This is a genomic window from Roseateles chitinivorans, from assembly GCF_050632145.1.
In the GTDB taxonomy this organism is placed as follows: Bacteria; Pseudomonadota; Gammaproteobacteria; order Burkholderiales; family Burkholderiaceae_C; genus Roseateles; species Roseateles chitinivorans_B.
This window is the reverse complement of record NZ_CP192577.1, coordinates 151,510-173,054: the sequence shown is the minus strand read 5'-3', so window position 1 is coordinate 173,054 and position 21,545 is coordinate 151,510. Positions and strand designations below refer to the sequence as shown.

Annotated in this window: 25 protein-coding genes; 21 read left to right on the top strand and 4 right to left on the bottom strand. The window is 68.3% G+C overall.

Going from position 1 to position 21,545, the window contains the following annotated elements; genetic code table 11:
• The first annotated feature begins 293 nt into the window (after nucleotides 1-293).
• The 9 genes from ACQ86G_RS00845 to ACQ86G_RS00805 all read left to right on the top strand — a co-directional run bounded on the left by ACQ86G_RS00845 (nucleotide 294) and on the right by ACQ86G_RS00805 (nucleotide 10,237).
• Complete coding sequence (locus ACQ86G_RS00845) at nucleotides 294-2,240, top strand: AMP-dependent synthetase/ligase (RefSeq protein WP_431258884.1); 1,947 nt, start codon at nucleotides 294-296, stop codon at nucleotides 2,238-2,240.
• Complete coding sequence (locus ACQ86G_RS00840; RefSeq protein ID WP_431258883.1) at nucleotides 2,240-3,178, top strand: ABC transporter ATP-binding protein; 939 nt, start codon at nucleotides 2,240-2,242, stop codon at nucleotides 3,176-3,178. The genes ACQ86G_RS00845 and ACQ86G_RS00840 overlap by 1 nt, the downstream gene beginning before the upstream one ends.
• 34 nt (nucleotides 3,179-3,212) lie before the next feature.
• Nucleotides 3,213-4,142, top strand: coding sequence for a branched-chain amino acid ABC transporter permease (locus ACQ86G_RS00835; RefSeq protein WP_431258882.1), 930 nt, complete (start codon nucleotides 3,213-3,215; stop codon nucleotides 4,140-4,142).
• A 12-nt stretch (nucleotides 4,143-4,154) separates the two neighbouring features.
• Nucleotides 4,155-5,219, top strand: a complete 1,065-nt coding sequence (locus tag ACQ86G_RS00830) for a branched-chain amino acid ABC transporter permease (protein ID WP_431258881.1) — start codon at nucleotides 4,155-4,157, stop codon at nucleotides 5,217-5,219.
• 61 nt (nucleotides 5,220-5,280) lie between these two features.
• Nucleotides 5,281-6,600, top strand: coding sequence for an ABC transporter substrate-binding protein (locus ACQ86G_RS00825; RefSeq protein WP_431258880.1), 1,320 nt, complete (start codon nucleotides 5,281-5,283; stop codon nucleotides 6,598-6,600).
• A gap of 44 nt (nucleotides 6,601-6,644) precedes the next feature.
• Nucleotides 6,645-7,496, top strand: coding sequence for an ABC transporter ATP-binding protein (locus ACQ86G_RS00820; protein ID WP_431258879.1), 852 nt, complete (start codon nucleotides 6,645-6,647; stop codon nucleotides 7,494-7,496).
• Nucleotides 7,497-7,572: 76 nt separating this feature from the next.
• Nucleotides 7,573-7,863, top strand: a complete 291-nt coding sequence (locus tag ACQ86G_RS00815; protein ID WP_431258878.1) for a hypothetical protein — start codon at nucleotides 7,573-7,575, stop codon at nucleotides 7,861-7,863.
• Nucleotides 7,863-9,155: a phenylacetate--CoA ligase family protein gene (locus ACQ86G_RS00810; protein ID WP_431258877.1), complete on the top strand. Its 1,293-nt coding sequence runs from the start codon at nucleotides 7,863-7,865 to the stop codon at nucleotides 9,153-9,155. The genes ACQ86G_RS00815 and ACQ86G_RS00810 overlap by 1 nt, the downstream gene beginning before the upstream one ends.
• 116 nt (nucleotides 9,156-9,271) lie before the next feature.
• On the top strand, nucleotides 9,272-10,237 hold the full coding sequence (locus ACQ86G_RS00805) for a tripartite tricarboxylate transporter substrate-binding protein (RefSeq protein ID WP_431258876.1): 966 nt from the start codon (nucleotides 9,272-9,274) through the stop codon (nucleotides 10,235-10,237).
• Between the two features lie 132 nt (nucleotides 10,238-10,369).
• Here the strand turns inward: ACQ86G_RS00805 and ACQ86G_RS00800 are convergent, their stop codons facing one another.
• The 3 genes from ACQ86G_RS00800 to ACQ86G_RS00790 are packed head-to-tail and all read right to left on the bottom strand — an operon-like array spanning nucleotide 10,370 to nucleotide 12,186.
• A complete protein-coding gene (locus ACQ86G_RS00800; protein ID WP_067276770.1) occupies nucleotides 10,370-10,753 on the bottom strand; it encodes a VOC family protein in 384 nt (127 codons plus the stop codon).
• 45 nt (nucleotides 10,754-10,798) lie between these two features.
• Complete coding sequence (gene dtd, locus ACQ86G_RS00795; RefSeq protein ID WP_431258875.1) at nucleotides 10,799-11,236, bottom strand: D-aminoacyl-tRNA deacylase; 438 nt, start codon at nucleotides 11,234-11,236, stop codon at nucleotides 10,799-10,801.
• Nucleotides 11,233-12,186 (bottom strand): cation diffusion facilitator family transporter, encoded by a 954-nt coding sequence (locus ACQ86G_RS00790; RefSeq protein ID WP_431258874.1) that lies wholly within the window; start codon nucleotides 12,184-12,186, stop codon nucleotides 11,233-11,235. The genes dtd and ACQ86G_RS00790 overlap by 4 nt, the downstream gene beginning before the upstream one ends.
• A gap of 80 nt (nucleotides 12,187-12,266) precedes the next feature.
• Here ACQ86G_RS00790 and argB point away from each other — a divergent pair, with 80 nt between their 5' ends.
• The 12 genes from argB (at nucleotide 12,267) to tatC (ending at nucleotide 19,802) form a co-directional block, all read left to right on the top strand.
• The gene (argB, locus tag ACQ86G_RS00785) at nucleotides 12,267-13,181 is read left to right on the top strand and encodes an acetylglutamate kinase (protein WP_431258873.1); all 915 of its coding nucleotides are present in this window, start codon (nucleotides 12,267-12,269) and stop codon (nucleotides 13,179-13,181) included.
• Between the two features lie 293 nt (nucleotides 13,182-13,474).
• On the top strand, nucleotides 13,475-14,164 hold the full coding sequence (locus ACQ86G_RS00780) for a response regulator (protein ID WP_067276757.1): 690 nt from the start codon (nucleotides 13,475-13,477) through the stop codon (nucleotides 14,162-14,164).
• A 91-nt stretch (nucleotides 14,165-14,255) separates the two neighbouring features.
• A complete protein-coding gene (gene slmA, locus ACQ86G_RS00775; RefSeq protein ID WP_067276753.1) occupies nucleotides 14,256-14,894 on the top strand; it encodes a nucleoid occlusion factor SlmA in 639 nt (212 codons plus the stop codon).
• A 56-nt stretch (nucleotides 14,895-14,950) separates the two neighbouring features.
• Nucleotides 14,951-15,901, top strand: a complete 951-nt coding sequence (locus tag ACQ86G_RS00770; RefSeq protein WP_431258872.1) for an ATP-binding protein — start codon at nucleotides 14,951-14,953, stop codon at nucleotides 15,899-15,901.
• A gap of 22 nt (nucleotides 15,902-15,923) precedes the next feature.
• Nucleotides 15,924-16,409, top strand: a complete 486-nt coding sequence (locus ACQ86G_RS00765) for an NUDIX domain-containing protein (protein ID WP_431261543.1) — start codon at nucleotides 15,924-15,926, stop codon at nucleotides 16,407-16,409.
• Nucleotides 16,410-16,467: 58 nt separating this feature from the next.
• Nucleotides 16,468-16,860 (top strand): phosphoribosyl-AMP cyclohydrolase, encoded by a 393-nt coding sequence (gene hisI, locus ACQ86G_RS00760; protein WP_331618164.1) that lies wholly within the window; start codon nucleotides 16,468-16,470, stop codon nucleotides 16,858-16,860.
• Between the two features lie 5 nt (nucleotides 16,861-16,865).
• The gene (locus ACQ86G_RS00755) at nucleotides 16,866-17,318 is read left to right on the top strand and encodes a phosphoribosyl-ATP diphosphatase (RefSeq protein ID WP_431258871.1); all 453 of its coding nucleotides are present in this window, start codon (nucleotides 16,866-16,868) and stop codon (nucleotides 17,316-17,318) included.
• Nucleotides 17,319-17,328: 10 nt separating this feature from the next.
• Nucleotides 17,329-17,730, top strand: coding sequence for a DUF4870 family protein (locus ACQ86G_RS00750; RefSeq protein WP_431258870.1), 402 nt, complete (start codon nucleotides 17,329-17,331; stop codon nucleotides 17,728-17,730).
• Nucleotides 17,731-17,763: 33 nt separating this feature from the next.
• Nucleotides 17,764-18,111 (top strand): histidine triad nucleotide-binding protein, encoded by a 348-nt coding sequence (locus ACQ86G_RS00745; RefSeq protein WP_431258869.1) that lies wholly within the window; start codon nucleotides 17,764-17,766, stop codon nucleotides 18,109-18,111.
• Between the two features lie 172 nt (nucleotides 18,112-18,283).
• On the top strand, nucleotides 18,284-18,514 hold the full coding sequence (tatA, locus tag ACQ86G_RS00740; RefSeq protein ID WP_431048334.1) for a Sec-independent protein translocase subunit TatA: 231 nt from the start codon (nucleotides 18,284-18,286) through the stop codon (nucleotides 18,512-18,514).
• Nucleotides 18,515-18,525: 11 nt separating this feature from the next.
• Nucleotides 18,526-19,011, top strand: coding sequence for a Sec-independent protein translocase protein TatB (gene tatB / locus ACQ86G_RS00735; protein ID WP_431258868.1), 486 nt, complete (start codon nucleotides 18,526-18,528; stop codon nucleotides 19,009-19,011).
• Nucleotides 19,008-19,802 carry a twin-arginine translocase subunit TatC gene (gene tatC, locus ACQ86G_RS00730; protein ID WP_431258867.1) on the top strand — a complete coding sequence of 265 codons (795 nt, stop codon included), beginning with the start codon at nucleotides 19,008-19,010 and terminating at the stop codon, nucleotides 19,800-19,802. Before tatB ends, tatC begins: the two co-directional genes overlap by 4 nt.
• A 287-nt stretch (nucleotides 19,803-20,089) precedes the next feature.
• On the opposite strand, the gene ACQ86G_RS00725 is transcribed toward tatC, so the two are convergent.
• On the bottom strand, nucleotides 20,090-21,535 hold the full coding sequence (locus tag ACQ86G_RS00725; protein WP_431258866.1) for a S41 family peptidase: 1,446 nt from the start codon (nucleotides 21,533-21,535) through the stop codon (nucleotides 20,090-20,092).
• Nucleotides 21,536-21,545 lie beyond the last annotated feature (10 nt).

The window sequence follows — 21,545 nt, the reverse complement described above, 5'->3', positions numbered from 1 at the left end:
TCGGCTGCGTGGGCAGAGCTCCGGACAGGGACGGTTGCAGGCCCGCGGGCGGGGGTGAACCCGGCGCGGCGTGGACAACGGTGTCGATGTTCGGAGCCATCCCCCGTTCATCGCGCCCGCGCATGACAGGAACCTGACGCGACCCCCTGGGGAAAACGCTTCCCCGAACTGTCCCTAGGAATGTCGTTGCAATGACAACACGGCGTCAATGGCCCGGCCTACAGTCGGCGCAACCCCGCAGCCAGAGCGCTTCCCTCAGAGACGGCGACAGCGGGGGCGACAAGGAGACAACGGTGGAACAGACCTTCCCCCGCCTGCTGCTCGCTCACGCCGCCCAGCGCCCCCACGCGCCGGCGCTGCGGGAGAAGGAGCTCGGCATCTGGCAGACGCTCGACTGGGCGGCGCTGGCGGCGCTGGTGCGCGATCTCGCGCACGGCTTCGCCGTCGCCGGCATGACGCGCGGCCAGCACCTCGTCGTGATCGGCGAGAACCGCCCCCGGCTCTACGCGGCGATGCTCGCCGCGCAATCGCTCGGCGCGATCCCCGTACCGCTCTACCAGGATGCGGTCGCCGCCGAATTCGCCTATCCGCTGCAGAACGCCGAGGTCGCCTTCGTCGTCGTCGAGGACCAGGAGCAGGTCGACAAGCTGCTCGAGATCCGCGATCAATGTCCCGCGCTGCGGCGCATCTGGTTCGACGATCCGCGCGGCCTGCGTCATTACGCGGCGGATGGCCTGGCCTCGATCGACGCGCTGTGCGACGACGGCCGCGCGCACGCGATGCGCCATCCCGGCTGGTTCGAGCGCGAGGTCGAGGCCGGCCGCGCCGGCGACGTGGCGGCGATGTTCTTCACTTCCGGCACCACCGGCCATCCGAAGGGCGTGGTGCACACGCACACCTCGCTGATCGACCGCGCGCAGGCCGGCGCGCGCTTCGACAAGCTGACCGCCGGGGAAGAGGTCCTCGCCTACCTGCCGTGCGCGTGGATCGGCCAGAACGTCTTCAGCTACGCACAGTGGCTGGCCTGCGGCTACGTCGTCAACTGCCCCGAGTCGGCGAGCACCGTCAGCATCGATCTCAAGGAGATCGGACCGACCTACTACTTCGCGCCGCCGCGGGTCTTCGAAGGCCTGCTCACCAGCGTGATGATCCGCATGGAGGACGCCGGCGCGCCCAAGCGCTGGCTGTTCGCGAAGGCGATGGCGCTGGCGAATCGCGTCGGACCGGCGCTGATGGACGGCAAGGACGTCGGCGGCTGGGAGCGCTTCAAGTACCGCCTCGGCGACTTCGCGATCTACGGGCCGCTGCGCAACGCGCTGGGCTTCTCGCGCGTGCGCGTGGCCTACACGGCGGGCGAGGCGATCGGGCCCGATCTCTTCAGCTTCTACCGCTCGATCGGCATCAACCTGAAGCAGCTCTACGGCTCGACCGAGACCGCCGTCTTCGTCTGCCTGCAGCCGGACCACGAAGCGAAGTCCGACACCGTCGGCGTGCCCATCGACGGCGTCGAGATCAGGCTGGCGGACAACGGCGAGATCCTGGTGCGTTCGCCGGGGCTGCTGCAGGGCTACTACAAGAACCCGGAAGCGACGGCCGAGGTGCTGGGCGCCGACGGCTGGTACCGCACCGGCGACGCGGGCTTCCTCGACGCGGGCGGTCACCTGAAGATCATCGACCGCGCCAAGGATGTCGGCCGGCTGCGCGGCGGTGCGTTCGACGGCGCGATGTTCGCGCCCAAGTACGTCGAGAACAAGCTGAAGTTCTTCGCCTTCATCAAGGAGGCGGTGGCCTTCGGCGACGGCCGCGACCACGTCTGCGCGTTCGTCAACATCGACTTCGAGGCCGTCGGCAACTGGGCTGAGCGCCGCAACCTCGCCTATGCCGGCTACACCGACCTCGCGGGCAAGCCCGAGGTGCTGGGACTGATCAAGGACTGCGTCGAGAAGGTCAACGCCGACCTCGCGCAGGACGAGCGGCTGGCCGGCAGCCAGATCACGCGTTTCCTGGTGCTGCACAAGGAACTCGACGCCGACGACGGCGAGCTCACCCGCACGCGCAAGGTCCGCCGCGGCGCGATCGCCGACAAGTACGCGGCGCTGATCGACGCGCTCTATGCGGGCAAGGCGTCGCAGTACATCGAGACGGCGGTCCGCTTCGAGGACGGCCGCAGCGGCAGCGTCAGCGCCGACCTGCGCATCGAGGCGGCGACCACCTTCCCGCACACCCGGAGGGCTGCCTGATGAGCGCCGGTCTCACCGTCCATGCAGCGACCGCCGCAGCCGCGGCCTCGGCCGGGGCGCAGTTCCAGGAGGCCGGCCCCGCCGTGCCCCCGTCGACGCCGGCGCAGGGCGCCGCGTCGCCACGGTCCGCGGGCGACGCGGCGCCGGGCCGTCGCATCGGCGAGGTGATCCTCGAGGTCGAGCACATCTCGCTGTCCTTCGGCGGCGTGAAGGCGCTCAACGACATCAGCTTCGACGTCCGCGAGCACGAGATCCGCGCCATCATCGGCCCCAACGGCGCGGGCAAGAGCTCGATGCTGAACTGCATCAACGGCGTCTACCAGCCGCAGCAGGGCGACATCCGCTATCGCGGCGAGGACGTCCGGAAGTGGAGTCCGCGGACGCGGCTGCGCCGCATGGCCGAGCGCGGCGTCGCGCGCACCTTCCAGAACCTGGCGCTGTTCAAGGGCATGAGCGTGCTGGACAACATCATGTCCGGCCGCAACCTGCACATGAAGCGCAACCTCCTGTGGCAGGCGCTGCGCCTCGGCCCGGCGGTGCGCGAGGAGATCGAGCACCGCGAGAAGGTCGAGCGCATCATCGATTTCCTCGAGATCCAGGCGCACCGCAAGACGCCCGTCGGCGGGCTGTCCTACGGGTTGCAGAAGCGCGTCGACCTGGGCCGCGCGCTGGCGATGGAGCCCAAGGTGCTGCTGCTCGACGAGCCGATGGCCGGCATGAACGTCGAGGAGAAGCAGGACATGTGCCGCTTCATCCTGGACGTCAACGACGAGTTCGGCACGACCATCGTCCTGATCGAGCACGACATGGGCGTGGTGATGGACATCAGCGACCGCGTCGTGGTGCTCGACTACGGGAAGAAGATCGGCGACGGCACGCCCGACGAGGTGCGCGCCAATCCCGAAGTGATCCGCGCCTACCTCGGCGCCGGCGAGTGACGGCGCGAGCACGACGCAGGACAAGGAAACGATCATGGGCTTCTTCCTCGAAACCGTCTTCGGCGGCCTGATGGCCGGCATGCTGTACGCGCTCGTCGCGCTGGGCTTCGTGCTGATCTTCAAGGCCTCGGGCGTCTTCAACTTCTCGCAGGGCGCGATGGTGTTGTTCGCGGCGCTGGCGATGGCGCGCTTCGCCGAATGGTTCCCGCAGTGGTTCGGCTTCGAGAGCCTGCTGCTGGCCAACGTGCTGGCGCTGGCCGCCGCCGCGGCCTGCATGGTGGTCGTGGCGTGGCTGGTGGAGCGGCTCGCGCTGCGCGGCCTCGTCAACCAGCCGGCGATCACGCTGCTGATGGCGACGCTGGGCATCAGCTACTTCCTGGACGGCGCCGGCCAGCTGCTCTTCGGCAGCTCGACCTACAAGATCGACGTCGGCCTGCCAAAGGATCCGCTCTTCGTGCTCGAGGACAGCTTCCCCGGCGGCCTGCTGCTCAACAAGGAAGACCTGTACTCGGCGGTCATCGCCGCGGCGCTGGTGGCCCTGCTGTCGCTGTTCTTCCAGAAGACCCGCACCGGCCGCGCGCTGCGTGCCGTCGCCGACGATCATCAGGCCGCGCAGTCCATCGGGATCCCGCTGTCGCGCATCTGGGTCATCGTCTGGTCCGTCGGCGGCCTGGTCGCGCTGGTCGCCGGGATCATCTGGGGCAGCAAGCTGGGCGTGCAGTACTCGATCTCGCTGGTCGCGCTGAAGGCCTTCCCGGTCGTGATCCTCGGCGGCCTGACCTCGGTGCCGGGCGCGATCGTCGGCGGACTGATCATCGGCGTCGGCGAGAAGCTGTCCGAGATCTACCTCGGTCCCACCGTCGGCGGCGGCATCGAGAACTGGTTCGCCTACGTGCTCGCGCTGGGCTTCCTGCTGGTGCGGCCGCAGGGCCTCTTCGGCGACAAGATCATCGATCGCGTGTAAGGAGCAACGACCGTGTTCTATCGTGAAAACGGCCAGTTCAAGGCCTCCTACCGCGCGGACCTGGCGCTGTTCCCGGTCGCGCAGGACCGGCGGGCGGTGCTCGCGCTCGCGCTGGCGGCCTTCGTCGCCGTGCCCTGGCTGGCGAGCGACTACACCTTCCGCGCGGTGCTGATCCCCTTCCTCGTGCTGTCGCTGGCGGCGCTGGGCCTGAATGTGCTCGTGGGCTACTGCGGGCAGATCTCGCTGGGTACCGGTGCCTTCATGGCCGTCGGCGCCTACGCCGCCTTCAACCTGCAGGTGCGCATCGAGGGCATGCCGCTGCTGCTGTCGCTGATCGGCGGCGGCCTGGCCGCGACGGTCTGTGGCGTGGTCTTCGGGCTGCCCAGCCTGCGCATCCGCGGTCTCTACCTCGCGGTCGCCACGCTCGCGGCGCAGTTCTTCATCGACTGGTTCGTCAACCGCATGCCGTGGGTGACGAACAACTCGTCCTCCGGGTCGGTGAGCGTCGGCACGCTGCAGCTGTTCGGGCTGCCGCTGGAGACGCCGGCGCAGCGCTACCTGCTGTGCCTGTCGCTGGTGGTCGTGTGCGGCATCCTGACCAAGAACCTGGTGCGCGGCGCCATCGGCCGCGAGTGGATGGCGATGCGCGACATGGACGTCGCCGCCGCCGTCATCGGCATCCGGCCGGTGCACGCGAAGCTGACGGCCTTCGCGGTCAGCAGCTTCATCGTCGGCGTGGCCGGCGCGCTGTGGGGCTTCGTCCACCTGGGCGCGTGGGAGCCGGCGGCCTTCGGCATCGACAAGTCCTTCCAGCTGCTGTTCATGATCATCATCGGCGGGCTGGGCTCGATCGTCGGCAGCTTCTTCGGCGCCGCGTTCATCGTGCTGCTGCCGCTGCTGCTCAACCACGTGCCTCACTGGCTGGGCCTGCCGCTGTCGACAGCCACGGCCTCGCACCTGGAGCACATGATCTTCGGCGCGCTGATCGTGTTCTTCCTCATCGTCGAGCCGCACGGCCTGGCTCGCCTGTGGTCCACCGCCCGTCAAAAGCTGAGGCTGTGGCCCTTCCCGCATTGAACTCGCAGGACCGACGAGATTTCAAACCGCACCGCAGAGTGCACCATCAGGAGACGACACCATGAGCTTGAAGACCCTGGCGCGTGGCGCGCTATCCCTCGCGGCACTGGCGGGCGCGTTGCTGCCCGTCGCCGCGCAGGCGCAAGCCGCCAACGAACAGTTCATCCCGCTGCTGGTGTACCGCACCGGCCAGTTCGCGCCGCTGGGCATGCCCTGGGCGGACGGCAAGCAGGACTACCTGAAACTGGTGAACGCGCGCGACGGTGGCGTCAACGGCGTCAAGCTCGCCTTCGAGGAGTGCGAGACCGCGTACGACGCCGCCAAGGGCGTCGAGTGCTACGAGCGCCTGAAGGGCAAGGGCGGCGGCGCGTCGGGCTTCGACACGCAGTCGACCGGCATCACCTTCGCGGTCACCGACAAGGCCTTCGTCGACAAGGTGGTCGTCGAGACACCGGGATACGGCCTGTCGCAGTCCGCCGACGGCACCGTCTTCGAATGGAACTTCCCGCTGCTGGGCACCTACTGGACCGCCGCCGACGTGATGTTGCAGGACATCGCGAAGAAGGAGAAGGGCTCGCTCAAGGGCAAGAAGATCGCGCTGGTCTATCACGACAGCCCTTACGGCAAGGAGCCGATCCCGCTGCTGCAGAAGCGTGCCGCGGCCGAAGGCTTCGAGGTCGTGCTGTATCCGGTCACGCCGCCCGGGGTCGAGCAGAAGTCGACCTGGCTGCAGATCCGCCAGCAGCGGCCCGACTACGTTCTGTTCTGGTCCGCCGGCGTGATGACCCCGGCCGGCATCCGCGAGGCGCAGGCCAGCGGCTACCCGCGCGAGAAGATCTACGCGATCTGGTGGGCCGGCTCGGACCACGACGTCAAGGACATCGGCGCCGGCGCCAAGGGCTACAACGCGATCACGCTGCACAACAGCGCCGCGAAGGACAAGGTCCATGACGAGCTGAAGAAGTTCGTCTACGACAAGGGGCAGGGCACCGGCCCGGCCACCGGCATCGGCGCGCTGGCGCACACGCGCGGGATGATGATCTCGATGCTGCAGGTCGAGGCGATCCGCACCGCGCAGGAGAAGTACGGCAAGGGCAAGGTCATGACGCCCGAGCAGGTGCGCTGGGGCTTCGAGAACCTGAACCTGACCGCGGACCGGCTCAAGGCGCTGGGCTTCGGCGAGGTCATGCGCCCGGTGCAGACCAGCTGCGCCAACCACATGGGCAACGACTGGGCGCGCATCGTCCAGTGGGACGGCGCGAAGTGGAACATCGCCTCCGACTGGTACACGTCGGACAAGACCCACATCGATCCGATGGTCAAGGAGTACGCCGCCAAGTACGCCAAGGACAAGAACCTGAAGCCGCGCAGCTGCGGCTGAAGATCAACCGGATCGCGTCCGAACCCTGCCTGAGCAAGACCGCCATGCCAGCCACTTCCGTTCCTTCCACCGCCGCGCCGGTCGGTGCGGCGACGCCCGCACTGCTCGACGTCAACGGCATCGAAGTCATCTATCACCACGTGATCCTCGTGCTCAAGGGCGTCTCGTTGCGCGTGCCCGAAGGGGCGGTGGTGGCCTTGCTCGGCGGCAACGGCGCCGGCAAGACCACGACCTTGCGCGCGGTCTCCAACCTGCTGGCAGGAGAACGCGGCGAGGTCACCAAGGGATCGATCGAACTGCGCGGCGAGCGCATCGAGCGGCTCACGCCGGCGGACCTCGTGCACCGCGGCGTGGTGCAGGTGATGGAGGGGCGGCATTGCTTCGCGCACCTGACGATCGAGGAGAACCTGCTGACCGGTGCCTACACGCGCACCGACGGCAAGGCGGCGGTCGCGCAGACGCTGGAGAAGGTCTACGCCTACTTCCCGCGGCTGAAGACGCGGCGGACCTCGCAGGCCGCCTACACGTCGGGCGGCGAGCAGCAGATGTGCGCGATCGGCCGGGCCTTGATGGCCGATCCGAAGATGGTGCTGCTGGACGAGCCCTCGATGGGCCTGGCGCCGCAGATCGTCGAGGAGGTCTTCGAGATCGTGCGCGACCTCAACCGGAAGGAGCGCACGACCTTCCTGCTGGCCGAGCAGAACACCAACATGGCGCTGCGCTATGCCGACTACGGCTACATCCTCGAGAACGGCCGGGTCGTGATGGACGGCGAGGCCAGGGCGCTGCGCGACAACGAGGACGTGCGCGAGTTCTACCTCGGCATGGGCGGCACCGACCGCAAGAGCTTCCGCGACGTGAAGAGCTACAAGCGCCGCAAGCGCTGGCTCGCCTGAGCGATCCCGCCGAGGCATCGCCTGAGCGAGCCCGCCGAGGCATCGCCGCATTGAAGGATTGATGGGAGAGCAGTTCATGGACAACGACTTCTTCGCGCCCCCGCCGTTCAAGGCCGAGGAGGCGCTGGTGCAGTTGAAGCGCGCGTTGCGCGACCTGCGCGCGCTGACCGAGCGCGGCACCGGCTGGAGCTTCGAGAACCAGGAGGTGCTCCAGCTCGCGGCCGCCGAGGGCCAGATCACCGCGAAGCTGGCGAAGAGGCCGGCGCGCAGCCCCGACTGGGAGACGCGCGTGTGCCGCAACGCGGCCGACGTGCGCAAGCTGCAGGACGACCTCAAGCGTCGCCTCGCGCAGTGGGCGGAGGAGTGATGGGCGCCGCCGATCGCGATTTCTACGACGCGCTGGAGACGCGCGACCCGGCAGCGCGCGAAGCCGCGCTGCTGGCGGCGTTGCCGCACCAGGTGGCCAACGCGCGTCAGAACGCCGAGGCTTTCGGCGAACTGCTGGCCGACGTGGAGCCGGACCTGGTCCGCACGCGCGACGCGCTGGCGCGGTTGCCGGTGACGCGCAAGTCGGAGCTGCTGGCGCGTCAGCAGGCGGTGCGCGCCGACGCGGGGCGCGTGCCGTTCGAGCCCTTCGGCGGGTTCTCCACGATCGGCTGGCGCGGCCTCAAGCGCGACGGCGGCGCGCGTCGCGTGTTCCAGTCCCCGGGCTCGATCTACGAGCCCGAAGGGCACGGGCGCGACTACTGGCGTGTCGGCCGCGCGCTGCACGCGGCGGGGCTGCGCGCGGGCGACCTGGTCCACAACTCGTTCAGCTATCACCTGACGCCGGCCGGCGCCATGATGGAAGGCGGCGCGGAGGCCCTCGGCTGCACGGTCTTCGCCGGCGGCGTGGGCAACACCGAGCTGCAGCTGCAGGCGATGGCCGAGCTGCGGCCGCAGGCCTACGTCGGCACGCCGAGCTTCCTCAAGATCCTGCTCGACAAGGCGGCGGAGCAGGGGCAGCCCTTGTCCGTGCGCAAGGCGCTGGTCAGCGGCGAGGCCTTCCCCGCCGCGTTGCGCGACTGGTGCGGCGAACGCGGCGTCGCCGGCTTCCAGTGCTACGCCACGGCGGACCTGGGGCTGATCGCCTACGAGACCGCGGCGCGGCAGGGACTGGTCGTCGACGAGGGCGTGATCCTCGAGATCGTCCGGCCCGGCACGGGCGATCCGGTGCCCGACGGGGAAGTCGGCGAAGTGGTCGTCACGACGCTCAATCCCGATTACCCGCTGATCCGCTTCGGCACCGGCGACCTGTCGGCGGTGCTCCCCGGCACCTGCCCGACCGGGCGCACCAACGTCCGCATCAAGGGATGGATGGGGCGCGCGGACCAGAGCGCCAAGGTGCGCGGCATGTTCGTGCACGCCGGGCAGGTGGCGGAGGTGCTGCGGCGCTTCCCGCAGGCGCGTCGCGGGCGGCTGGTCGTCGAGGGCGAGATGGCGCAGGACCGGATGACGCTGCGCGTCGAGACCGACGGCGGCGTCCCCCAGGACCTGGCGGACGGCCTGGCCGTGGCATTGCGCGACGTGACCAAGCTGCGCGGCGAGGTGGTGTTCGTCGAACGGGGCGCCCTGCCCAACGACGGAAAAGTCATCGAGGACCTGCGGAAGTTCGACTGAATTCCCGTTTCCTTCCTCGGGGGTATCCCGGCTTACGTAGTTTCCGTAAGTTGCAATGTGGGACAGCGACCTAGCATCCGCGCCATCACCCACACTTCCAACGAGGAAGAGACACCATGAAGAAGATCTTGCTCGCCTCCGTCGCGGCGCTGAGCGTCGGCGCCGCCTGGGCCGACTATCCGGACAAGCCGGTGACCATCGTCGTCCCGTTCGCCGCCGGCGGCCCGACCGACAAGGTCGCCCGCGACCTGGCCGAGGCGCTGCGCAAGCCGCTGAACGCGACCATCGTGATCGAGAACGTCGGCGGCGCCGGCGGCACGCTCGGCGCCACCAAGGTGTCCAAGGCCTCGCCGGACGGCTACACGCTGCTGCTGCATCACATCGGCATCTCGACCTCGCCGGCCCTGTACCGCAACCTGCAGTACAAGACGCTGGACGACTTCGAGTACCTGGGCCTGATCAACGAAGTGCCGATGACGCTGATCTCGCGCCCCAACCTGCCGGCGGCGAACTACGCCGACCTGGTGAAGTGGCTGGGCGCCAACAAGGGCAAGATCAACTTGGCCAACGCCGGCCTGGGGTCCGCCTCGCACCTGTGCGGCCTGCTGTACATGAGCACGGTCAAGATTGACATGACCACCGTTCCGTACAAGGGCACGGGCCCGGCGATGACCGACCTGATCGGCGGCCAGGTCGACCTGATGTGCGATCAGACGACCAACACCACGACCCAGATCGACGGCGGCAAGGTCAAGGCCTACGCGGTCTCGACCACCAAGCGCCTGGGCGGTTCGCTGGCCAAGCTGCCGACGCTGGACGAGTCCGGCCTGAAGGGCTTCAACGTGACGATCTGGCACGGCATGTACGCGCCCAAGGGCACGCCGAAGGCGGTGCTGGACAAGATCAACACGGCGCTGAAGACGGCGCTGAAGGATCCCGAGTTCCACAAGCGCGAGGAAGCGCTGGGCGCGGTCATCGTCACCGACAACCGCGTGAACCCGGCCGAACACAAGAAGTTCGTCGCCGACGAGATCAACAAGTGGACGCCGATCATCAAGGCGGCGGGTCAGTACGCCGACTGATCGACGAAGACACCCGGAGCGGGATGACCCGCTTCCCCGACAGGCCCGCCTCCGGCGGGCCTTTTCATTGGTGTCTGTTCATTGGCGTCTGTTCATCGGCCTGGCCGGAGGGCCGGCCTCAGGCGACCATCGTCATGCCGGCGACCGGCACACCACGCCCACCTTGTTGCCGTCCAGGTCGCGGAAATAGGCCGCGTAGAAGTTCGGCCCGTAGTTCTCGCGCGGGCCGGGACGGCCGTCATCCTTGCCGCCGCCGCTGATCGCCGCGGCGTACACCGCGTCCACCTGCGCCCGCGTCGATGCCGCCAGCGCGAGCATCGAGCCGTTGCCGACCGTCGCGTCCAGCCCGTTGAAGGGCTGCACCACCCACAGTTGCGTCTCGCCGCCTTCGGGGCCGTAGCCGACCATCTCGTCGTCCGAGTAGCCCGGCTTCAATCCCAGCGGCGCGAGCGCGGCGTCGTAGAAGGCCTTGGCGGCGCGGCGGTCGTTGCTGCCCAGGGTGACGTAACTGATCATGGTGTGTTCCTCAATGCGATCTTCGGTGCCAGGGCCGCATTCTCATCACATCCGGATCGGAATCGTGACGGGCCCGTCATTCACGAGCGCGACCTGCATGTCCGCGCCGAACTCGCCGGTCCCGACGACCGGATGCTGCGACCGCGCGAACGCGACCGCATGGTCGTAGAGCCGGCGGCCGAGTTCGGCCGGCGCCGCGCCGGTGAAGCTCGGCCGGTTGCCGCCCGAGACGTCCGCGGCCAGCGTGAACTGCGAGACGATCAGCAGACCGCCGCCCACGTCCTGCACGCTGCGGTTCATCTTGCCGGCCTCGTCGCTGAAGATGCGCAGCTTCAGGATCTTCTGCAGCAGCTTCTCCGCCACCGCCTCGGTGTCCTGCGGTTCGGCGCAGATCAGCAGCAGCAGGCCCGGGCCGATCTGTCCGGTGCAGCGGTCGCCGACATCGACCCGGGCTTCCTTCACCCGTTGCAGCAGCGCGATCATGCTTGTCCTTCCTTCGGGGGGATGTCGATGGCGACCGATGCGGGGTCCGTCCCGGCCGCCTCTTCGCGCGCGGCCTGTTCGGCGAAGCGCGTCTCGACGTTCACCGGCAGCAGCTGGATGCTGGCCCGGAGGCCGGGCAGGGCGCGCATCAGCGCCTGCTCGATCTCGCCGCGCAACTGGGCAGCCTCGCCCAGCGTCCAGCGCGCCGGGACGTGCAGATGGAAATCGACATGCCGCTGCTGCCCGGCCACGCGCGTCGCGACGTGATCGAAACGCAGCTCGGGCGACTCGAAGCGCGCCAGTACCGCGGCGATCGCCTGCTGGTCCTCGGGCTCGAGCGCCATGTCCATCAGCCCGCCGGTGGACTTCCACATCAGGTGCACCGCCTCGCGCAGGATGTTCAGCGCGACCAGGATCGCCAGCAGCGGATCCAGCCAGGTCCAGCCCGTCAGCATCACGCCGATCAGGCCGGCCACGACGCCGACCGAGGTCCAGACATCGGTGAACAGGTGGCGCGCGTCCGCCTCGAGCGCGATCGAGCGGTGCTCGCGCGAGGCCTGCAGCATCTTCCACGCCAGCGCGCCGTTGATGGCCGTGCTGACCAGCGACAGCGCCATGCCGAGGCCGAGCTGTTCCAGCGGCTGCGGCGCGCGCAGCCGCTCGACCGCGGCCCAGGCGATGCCCAGCGCCGCGATCAGGATCAGCGCGCCCTCGAAGGCGCTGGAGAAGTACTCGGCCTTGTGGTGGCCGAAGGGGTGGTCGTCGTCGGGCGGCCGCCGGGCGACGGTCACCATCGCCAGTCCGAAGAGCGCCCCGGCGAGGTTCACCCCCGATTCGAGCGCATCGGAAGCCAGGCTCACCGACCCGGTCCACCACCAGGCGGCCGTCTTCAGGGCGATGGTCAGCACGGCCACGCCGGCGGACAGTTTCAGATATTGCTGCACTTGCATGGCGCCGATTTTGCCGGTCCTACAATTCGCGCCGTTCGCCAATCCCACCGTCTTCCTTCTTCATCAAGCCGGACAGCCCCATGAGCAACACCCCGCCCGTCCACGACGCCGACCTGAGCCACATCCCGCCGCGCGACAAGGCGGAGCTGCTCTCCCAGGCGCTGCCCTACATCCGCAAGTACCACGGCAAGACCATCGTCATCAAATACGGCGGCAACGCGATGACCGACCCGGCGCTGCAGCAGGACTTCGCCGAGGACGTGGTGCTGCTCAAGCTGGTCGGCCTGAACCCGGTGGTGGTGCACGGCGGCGGCCCGCAGATCGAGGACGCGCTCAACAAGCTCGGCAAGAAGGGCCACTTCATCCAGGGCATGCGCGTCACCGACGAGGAGACGATGAGCGTCGTCGAATGGGTGCTCGCCGGCGAGGTGCAGCAGGACATCGTCGGCCTGATCAACGTCGCCGGCGGCAAGGCCGTGGGCCTGACCGGCCGCGACGGCGGCATGATCCGCGCCAAGAAGCTCAAGCTGATCGACAAGGACGACCCGGCCAAGGAACACGACGTCGGCTCCGTCGGCGACATCGTCTCCATCGACCCCAGCGTCGTGAAGGCGCTGCAGGACGACCAGTTCATCCCCGTCATCAGCCCGATCGGCTTCGGCGAGAGCAACGAGAGCTACAACATCAACGCCGACGTCGTCGCCGGCAAGCTGGCCGAGGTGCTCAAGGCCGAGAAGCTGGTGATGCTGACCAACACCCCCGGCGTGCTCGACAAGCAGGGCAACCTGCTGACCGACCTGTCCGCGCGCGAGATCGACGAGCTCTTCGCCGACGGCACGCTGTCGGGCGGCATGCTGCCCAAGATCGCCTCCGCGCTGGACGCCGCCCGCAGCGGCGTCAAGGCCGTCCACATCATCGACGGCCGCGTCCCGCACGCCATGCTGCTGGAAATCCTTTCCGAACAGGCTTACGGCACGATGATCCGCTCGCATTGAGCGGAAGCCTCCCGGCCGCTTCCACCGCCCGTCCCGCGCCAGCGGTGGGCGCTGACGCAGGCCGGGAATGCGCCTCCGGATCCCCCTGATGGGTGGATCCCCGCACCGAGCCCCTCCGAACGAGGGGGCTCGGTCGTTTACGGGGACGTGCGGGATCGATGCTTGCCCTACGGTGACCCGCTGGCCGCCCGGCTTGGTCGAAGGTCATACCACTGCAAGCTGGGGATTGCCGCTGAAACACGCGACATCCCAGAATGCGCCACGAAACGGCTCCGCAGGCCGTGAGGGATTGCATGTCACTTTTCAGCGTCTTGATCGTCGAGGATCAGCTTCGTTTCCGCGAAGCGTTCGCCCATGCCCTTGAGAAAGCGCCGGACATCCGTCTGGTCGGCATGGCCACCGATCTCCAGCAGGGCCGGAAGATGTTCGACCAGACGCGTCCCGACGTGCTGCTGGTCGATCTCGACCTGCCCGGCGGCAGCGGGATCGAACTGATCCGCCACGCGGCCCACGTCGCGCCGGAGTGCGAGGTGATGGTCATCTCCGTCTTCGGGGACGAGCAGCACGTGCTCTCGAGCATCGAAGCCGGCGCGACCGGCTACCTGCTCAAGGACTCGCTGGCGCTGGACCTGCCGGGCCAGCTGCGCTCGCTGCGCGCGGGCGGCAGCCCGATCTCGCCGGTGATCGCGCGCCGGCTGCTGCTGCGCCTGGCGCCGCAGGGCGCGGGCGCGCATCCGCGCGGCTTCGGCGATTCGGCCCCGATGCCGCTGGTCGACGAACAGGTCGTCGCGCTGTCCGAGCAGGAATCGCGCGTGCTGCACCTGGCCGCCAAGGGCTTCACCTTCGACGAGATCGCGCAGTTCATGAACGTGTCGCCGCACACGATCATGACCTACGTGAAACGCACCTACCGCAAGCTGCAGGTGCGCTCCAAGGTCGAGGCGATCTACGAGGCACGCCGGCTCGGCTGGCTGAGAGACTGAGCGAAGGGGCGGGGCGGCGTACGCCGTCCGGCATGGGCGTCAAGGCGGCGTTCCGGCTGTGACAGAATCGCCGCACACTTCGGCCCCCTCCATGCACCCCAGTTCCTCGGACACCCCGGACTCTGCCGCTGCCAAGCCGGCGGAGCTGCCACGCAAGCGGCTCAAGCCGGGCGAGCGCCGGGTGCAGATCCTCCAGACGCTGGCCAGCATGCTGGAGCAGCCCGGCGCGGAACGCGTGACCACGGCCGCCCTCGCGGCCCGGCTCGAGGTCAGCGAAGCGGCGCTCTACCGCCACTTCGCCAGCAAGGCCCAGATGTTCGAGGGCCTGATCGAATTCATCGAGACCAGCATCTTCTCGCTGCTCAACCAGATCGCCGAGCGCGAGACGGACGGGCTGGCGCAGGCGCAGCGCATCGTCGCGGTGCTGCTGCAGTTCGGCGAGCGCAACCCGGGCATGGCCCGCGTGATGGTCGGTGACGCGCTGGTCTACGAGAACGAGCGCCTGGTCGCGCGCATGAACCAGTTCTTCGACAAGGTCGAGTCGGCGCTGCGGCAGGGACTGCGCACCGCCGCGGAGGCCTCGGGCTCGACCACCCCGACCGTCGAGGCGCAGGCGCAGGCCTCGGTGCTGGTGAGCTTCATCATCGGCCGGCTGCAGCGCTACGCGCGCTCGGGCTTCAAGCGTCTTCCGACCGAACAGTTGGATGCCGCGATGCGAATGCTCGCCTGAGCTTTCGCGATGCCAACCGCCCGGAGGATCCCGAGCCGCGACCTACACTCGGCGTCATGTCCGACGCCCTTGATGCCCTGCTGCGGCGCGCCGACGCGCTGTTGAACCGCCTGGAGGCCGTGCTGCCCCAGCCCCTGACGCCGCCCGACTGGGACGCGGCCGTGGCCTTCCGCTACCGCAAGCGTGGCGCGAGCGCCCGGCTGGAGCCGGTGAAGCACCTGTCCGCGATCCGCCTGGCCGACCTCAAGGAGGTCGAGCCGCAGAAGGAGCGGCTGCTGCGCAACACGCGCCAGTTCGTGCAGGGGCAACCCGCCAACAACGTGCTGCTGACCGGTGCGCGCGGCACCGGCAAGAGCTCGCTGATCAAGGCCTGCCTCAACGAATTCGCCGGCCAGGGCCTGCGCCTGATCGAGGTCGACAAGGGTGATCTGGTCGATCTGCCGGACCTGGCGGATCTCGTCGCCGACCGGCCGGAGCGCTTCGTGATCTTCTGCGACGACCTCAGCTTCGACGAAGGCGAGGCCGGCTACAAGGCGCTGAAGTCGATGCTGGACGGCTCCGTCGCCGCGGCCACCGACAACCTGCTGATCTACGCGACCAGCAACCGCCGCCACCTGCTGCCCGAACAGATGAAGGACAACCTCGCGTCGACCTATTCGGAGCGCGACGGCAACGTCGAGGTGCATCCGGGCGAGGCGGTGGAGGAGAAGATCTCGCTGTCCGAGCGCTTCGGCCTGTGGATCAGCTTCTACAGCTTCAGCCAGCAGGAATACCTGGCGATCGTCGCGCAGTGGCTGACGCATTTCGGCCTGGATGCCGCCCGCATCGAGGCCTCGCGCCAGCTGGCGCTGGTCTGGGCGCTGGAGCGCGGATCGCGCTCGGGTCGCGTGGCCTACCAGTTCGCCCGCGATCTGGCGGGGCAGGGGCCGGCCGGGAATGCCGCCGACGTCGGCGCGGCCTCGCCGGCCCGGGACGGCGATGTGCCGGAGGGGCTCGACCATGTCTGACAAGTCCATGTCCAACCCGTCCATGCCCGACAAGAACGAATCCGCGAATCCGCACAGCCCCTCCGCCGCGAGCGATCGCGTGCCGGTGGACGTGGCGGTCGGCGTGCTGGTGCGCCGCGAGCCGAACGGCCGCGAAACCGAGTTCCTGCTGACCTCGCGCCCCGAGGGCAAGGTCTACGCCGGCTACTGGGAGTTCCCGGGCGGCAAGCTCGAGGCCGGCGAGACGGTGGAGCAGGCGCTGCGCCGCGAATTGCACGAGGAGCTCGGCATCACCATCGGTGCCGCGTCGCCCTGGAAGATCGAACTGATGGAGTACCCGCACGCCAAGGTGCGCCTGCACTTCTGCAAGGTGTACGAGTGGCACGGCGAGTTCGAGATGCGCGAGGGCCAGGCGATGAGCTGGCAGCACCTGCCGGTGCAGGTGCAGCCGGTGCTGCCGGGCACGATCCCGGTGCTGCAGTGGTTCGCCGCCGAGCGCTTCCACGTCGGGGCGACCCATGTCGTCTGAAGGCACGACCGACGGTGTGACCGATGCCGGCGCAGCGACCGCGGACTACACTGCCGCGATGGACTGGCTGGATCAGATCAAGTGGGACCGCGACGGGCTGGTGCCCGTCATCGCCCAGGAGCAGGGCTCGAACGACATCCTCATGTTCGCGTGGATGAATCGCGAGGCGCTGGCCCGCACCGCCGAGGTCGGCGAGGCGGTCTACTGGAGCCGCTCGCGACAGCGGCTGTGGCACAAGGGCGAGGAGTCCGGCCATGTTCAGCAGGTCCACGGCATCCGGCTGGACTGCGACAACGACGTCGTGCTGCTGAGCGTCACGCAGCACGGCCATGAACCCGGCATCGCCTGCCACACCGGCCGCCACAGCTGCTTCTTCCAGAAGCTGGAGAACGGGCAGTGGACGGCGGTCGAGCCGGTCCTCAAGGACCCGGCCAGCATCTACAAGGCTTGAGCGCGATGAGCACGCCTGACACGCCCGCAGTCCCTGACACGCCATTCCCGCCCGACAGCCCGTCGCCCGCGGTGACGGCGCCGCCGATCGTCCATGAGACGGCCCCGCTGACCGGCACGGACGTCCTGGCGCACCTGGGCGATGTCGTCGCCCAACGCCGCGCCGAGGGCGATCCGGACAAGAGCTACGTCGCCAAGCTGTTCGCCAAGGGCCTGGACCAGATCCTGAAGAAGGTCGGCGAGGAAGCGACCGAGGTCGTGCTCGCGGCCAAGGACGGTGCGCCGGACAAGGTGGTCTACGAGGTCGCCGACCTGTGGTTCCATTCGATCGTTGCGCTGGCGGCCTTCGACCTGCGACCCGAGCAGGTGCTGGCCGAGCTGGCCCGCCGTGAAGGCCTGTCCGGCCTCGAGGAATTCGCCCGCCGAAGCCCCGCCCCCGCTTCACAAGAGGCCGCATGAAGGAGACCGCATGACCCAGACCTTCGAACCGCAGTCGCCCGACGTCGTGCTCGATCCCGAGCGCGAAGCCAGCCTGCGCACCATCGGCATCATCAGCTACGCGCTGCACGCGGTCGTCGCGATCGGCGCGCTGCTGCCCGGCGTGCAGGCCAGCATCGTGCTGCTGATCGTCGCCGTGATCGTCGACCTGGTGAAGCGCGACGAAGCCGCCGGCACCTGGCAGGCCACGCACTTCTCGTGGCGCCTGCGCAGCGTACTGTGGTGCGGCATCCTGTACGTCATCACGATCCCGTTGTGGTTCGCCTTCATCATCCCGGGCTGGATCGCCTGGTGCCTGATCTCGATCTGGTTCCTCTACCGCATCGTGCGCGGCTGGCTGGCCATGAACGACCGCCGGCCCATGCCCCTGTGATCGTTTCCTGACCGCTTCCCACCGCCTCCGACCATGAGCCACGACCCCCACTGCCTGTTCTGCAAGATCGTCCAGGGCCAGATCCCCGCGAAGAAGGTCTACGAGGACGACGACGTGATCGGCTTCCACGACATCCACCCGTGGGCGCCGGTGCACTTCCTGCTGATCCCCAAGCAGCACATCGCCAGCATGGCCGAGCTGCAACCTGAACACGCGCCGCTGCTGGGCAAGATGTCGGTGCTGGTGCCCAAGCTGATGAAGGAACTCGGCGTCACGAATGGTTTCCGGACCGTGATCAACACCGGGTCGGATGGCGGCCAGGAGGTGTTCCACCTCCACATGCACGCGGTCGGCGGCCCGCGCCCCTGGTTGAAAGGCTGAGCGCCAGCCTCATTTAACGAGCGACGCTGCGCCGGTTTTCCGCAGTCGGTGTTCGCTCAGCGGGTAGCGAGAGGTCCATAAGCCGCTGATGCGGTCATGGACGGGCATTGATCGCCGACATGCCTGTCATGCGCGCACCGTAGAATTTCGGCTTCCGACTCTGGAGATTGTCATGGGTGGTTTGAGTATTTGGCACTGGCTGATCGTGCTGGTCGTCGTGATCGCCGTCTTCGGCACCAAGAAGCTGCGCAACGTCGGCGGCGACCTGGGTGCTGCCGTCAAGGGCTTCAAGGACGGCATGAAGGACGGCACCTCGTCCGACGCGCCGCCTCAGCAGGTGGCCAACGCCAACAAGGCGGCTGATCCGAACACCGTCGACGTCGACGCCAAGACGCGCAACTGAGCGCGGCCCGCATGGTCGATTTCGGCTTTGACAAGCTGGTGCTGATCGGCGCCGTGGCGCTGGTCGTGCTCGGCCCTGAGCGCTTGCCGCGCGTCGCCCGCACCGTGGGCACGCTGCTGGGCAAGGCGCAGCGTTACGTGTCCGATGTGAAGGCGGAAGTGAACCGGTCCATCGAGCTGGAGGAACTCCAGAAGATGAAGGGCCAGTTCCAGACGGCCGTCAACGACGTGCAGTCCAGCGTGCAGGAGCAGATGGACGCCGCGAACCAGTCGCTGCAGTCCACCTGGTCCGACCTGTCCGTGGACGGGACGAATGCGGACGGCACGATCGGCGGCTACGGCAGCGCGGTGCCGGTCTATGAACGTCCCAAGAAGAACTGGCGCCTCAAGCGGGGCGCCACGCCGGTCTGGTTCAAGCAGCAGCAGGGCGTGCGTCGCCACGCCCAATCCGGCGCGGCCCGCGTGGCGCGCTTCCGTCCTTCCCGCCGAGCCCCATGAGCAGCCCCCAAGAAGACGAACTGGCCGGCACCGAACAGCCCTTTGTTTCCCATCTGATGGAGCTGCGCGACCGGTTGATCCGGGCGTTGCTCGCGGTCGCCGTCGCGTTCGGGGTGCTGTGCGCATGGCCGGGTCCTGGCGGTCTCTTCGACCTGCTGGCGGTGCCGCTGGTGTCGCACCTGCCGCAGGGCAGCTCCATGATCGCGACGAACGTGCTCTCGCCGTTCCTCGTGCCCTTGAAGATCACGCTGCTGGCGGCCTTCCTGGTGGCCTTGCCGGTGGTGCTGTACCAGGTCTGGGCCTTCGTGGCGCCGGGCCTGTACTCGCACGAGAAGCGGCTGGTGATGCCGCTGGTGGTGTCGAGCACGCTGCTGTTCTTCGCGGGGGTGGCGTTCTGCTACTTCTTCGTGTTCGGCAAGGTCTTCACCTTCATCCAGAGCTTCGCCCCCAAGAGCATCACGGCGGCGCCGGACATCGAGGCCTACCTCGGCTTCGTGATGAACATGTTCATCGCCTTCGGGGCGGCCTTCGAGGTGCCGGTGGTGGTGGTGGTGCTGGCGCGCATGGGCCTGGTCACGGTTCCGCAGCTCAAGCAGTTCCGCGGCTACTTCATCGTGCTGGCCTTTGTCATCGCGGCGGTCATCACGCCGCCGGACATCGTCTCGCAGCTCGCGCTCGCGATCCCGATGTGCCTGCTCTACGAAGTGGGCCTCTGGGCCGCCAACGCCTTCGCCAGATATTCGAAGGCCCCGGACGCCGAAGCGGAAGAAAGCAACGGCACCACCGGCTGACGCCGCGGCGCCCCAGGCAAACGCCCGATCACGATCGGGCGTTTTTCATTGAAGCACCAGAAGACTCCCGGAGTCCGCCGCCCCAAGCCGGTGAAGTCCGCCGACGTGAGTGGGGCCGGAATGCTGCTGGGGGTTCCCGGAGGGATGCCCCCTGCTGCGTGGAGAGCCCGCGCTTGGCCGGCGAAGTTGGGCGGTCCCCCGCCCGGCACCTCAGCACCCACCAAGCAAAACGCCCGATGCAAGCATCGGGCGTCTGTCTTTGCGGAACCGGCTTTCGCCGGCTTCGATCATTCCGTCTTCGCTTCGGCCTTGCGTTCCTGCGCGACCTTCGACACCGCGACCGGCTTGCCTTGCAGCTGGTTCAGTGCCTGGCGCAGCGGGAAGTCTTCGGCGCTGCCGAACTCGGGCAGCGGCTTCGGTGCTTCGGCGCGCTTGGCGTAGTCGGCTTCCAGCTTCTGGCGGCGTTCCTCGCGGATCTTCTCCAGTTCCTTGGAGCGCGTCTCTTCCGTCTTCTCGTCCGAGCCGTGGAGATGCTTCTCGAGGTCGGCTTCGCGCATGCGCAGCTCGGCGAACACGTTGCCTTCGGCGGTTTCGTCCAGCGGGATGTCCGGCACGATGCCCTTGGCCTGGATGGAGCGGCCGCTCGGCGTGTAGTAGCGGGCGGTGGTCAGCTTGACCGCCGTGTCCGGGCCCAGCTGGCGCACGGTCTGCACCGAGCCCTTGCCGAAGGTCTGCAGCCCCATCACGGTGGCGCGCTTGTGGTCCTGCAGCGCGCCGGCGACGATCTCGCTCGCCGAAGCGGAACCTTCGTTGACCAGCACCACCATCGGCACGTTCTTGATCGCGTCGGGCAGGCGGCGCAGCGGGTCACCGGAGCCGCGGCGGGCGTAGAAGTCCGGATCGGCGCGGTAGCTGGCCTTCGATTCGGCGAGCTGGCCGTTGGTCGACACGACCTCGACGCCCTTGGGCAGGAAGGCGGCGGAGATCGCCACCGCGCCTTCGAGCAGGCCGCCCGGGTCGTTGCGCAGGTCCAGCACGACGCCCTTGATCTTCGGGTCCTGCTTGTAGAGGTCGGCCAGCTTCTGGGTGAAGTCCTCGACGGTGCGGTCCTGGAACTGGCTCACGCGGACCCAGGCGTAGCCCGGCTCGACCAGCTTGGCGCGCACGCTCTGCACGCGGATTTCCTCGCGGGCGATCGTGACGGGGAAGGTGCGGCTTTCCGACTTCCGGTAGATCGACAGCGTGACCTTGGTGGCCGGTTCGCCGCGCATCTTCTTGACCGCCTGGTCGAGCGTCAGGCCGCGCACGGCCGTCTCGTCGATCTTGCTGATCAGGTCGCCGCTCTTGAGGCCGGCGCGGAAGGCGGGGCTGCCTTCGATCGGGGAGACGATCTTGACCAGGCCGTCTTCCATGCCGATCTCGATGCCCACGCCGACGAACTTGCCGGAGGTGCTTTCGCGGAATTCCTTGAAGCTCTTCTTGTCGAAGAACTGGGAGTGGGGGTCCAGGCCGCTGACCATGCCGGAGATGGCATCGTTGATCAGCTTCTTCTCGTCGACGGATTCGACGTAGTCGGATTTCACGATCCCGAAGACGGCGGCGAGCTGCTGCAGTTCCTCGAGCGGAAGGGGGCTGGTGGTGCTGCGGGCATTGGCCTGCAGCTGCATCGTCGTCATGACGCCGGCCATCGCACCCAATGCGACCCAGCCCGCGACTTTCAGTTTGGCGCCCATGATGAAAAAC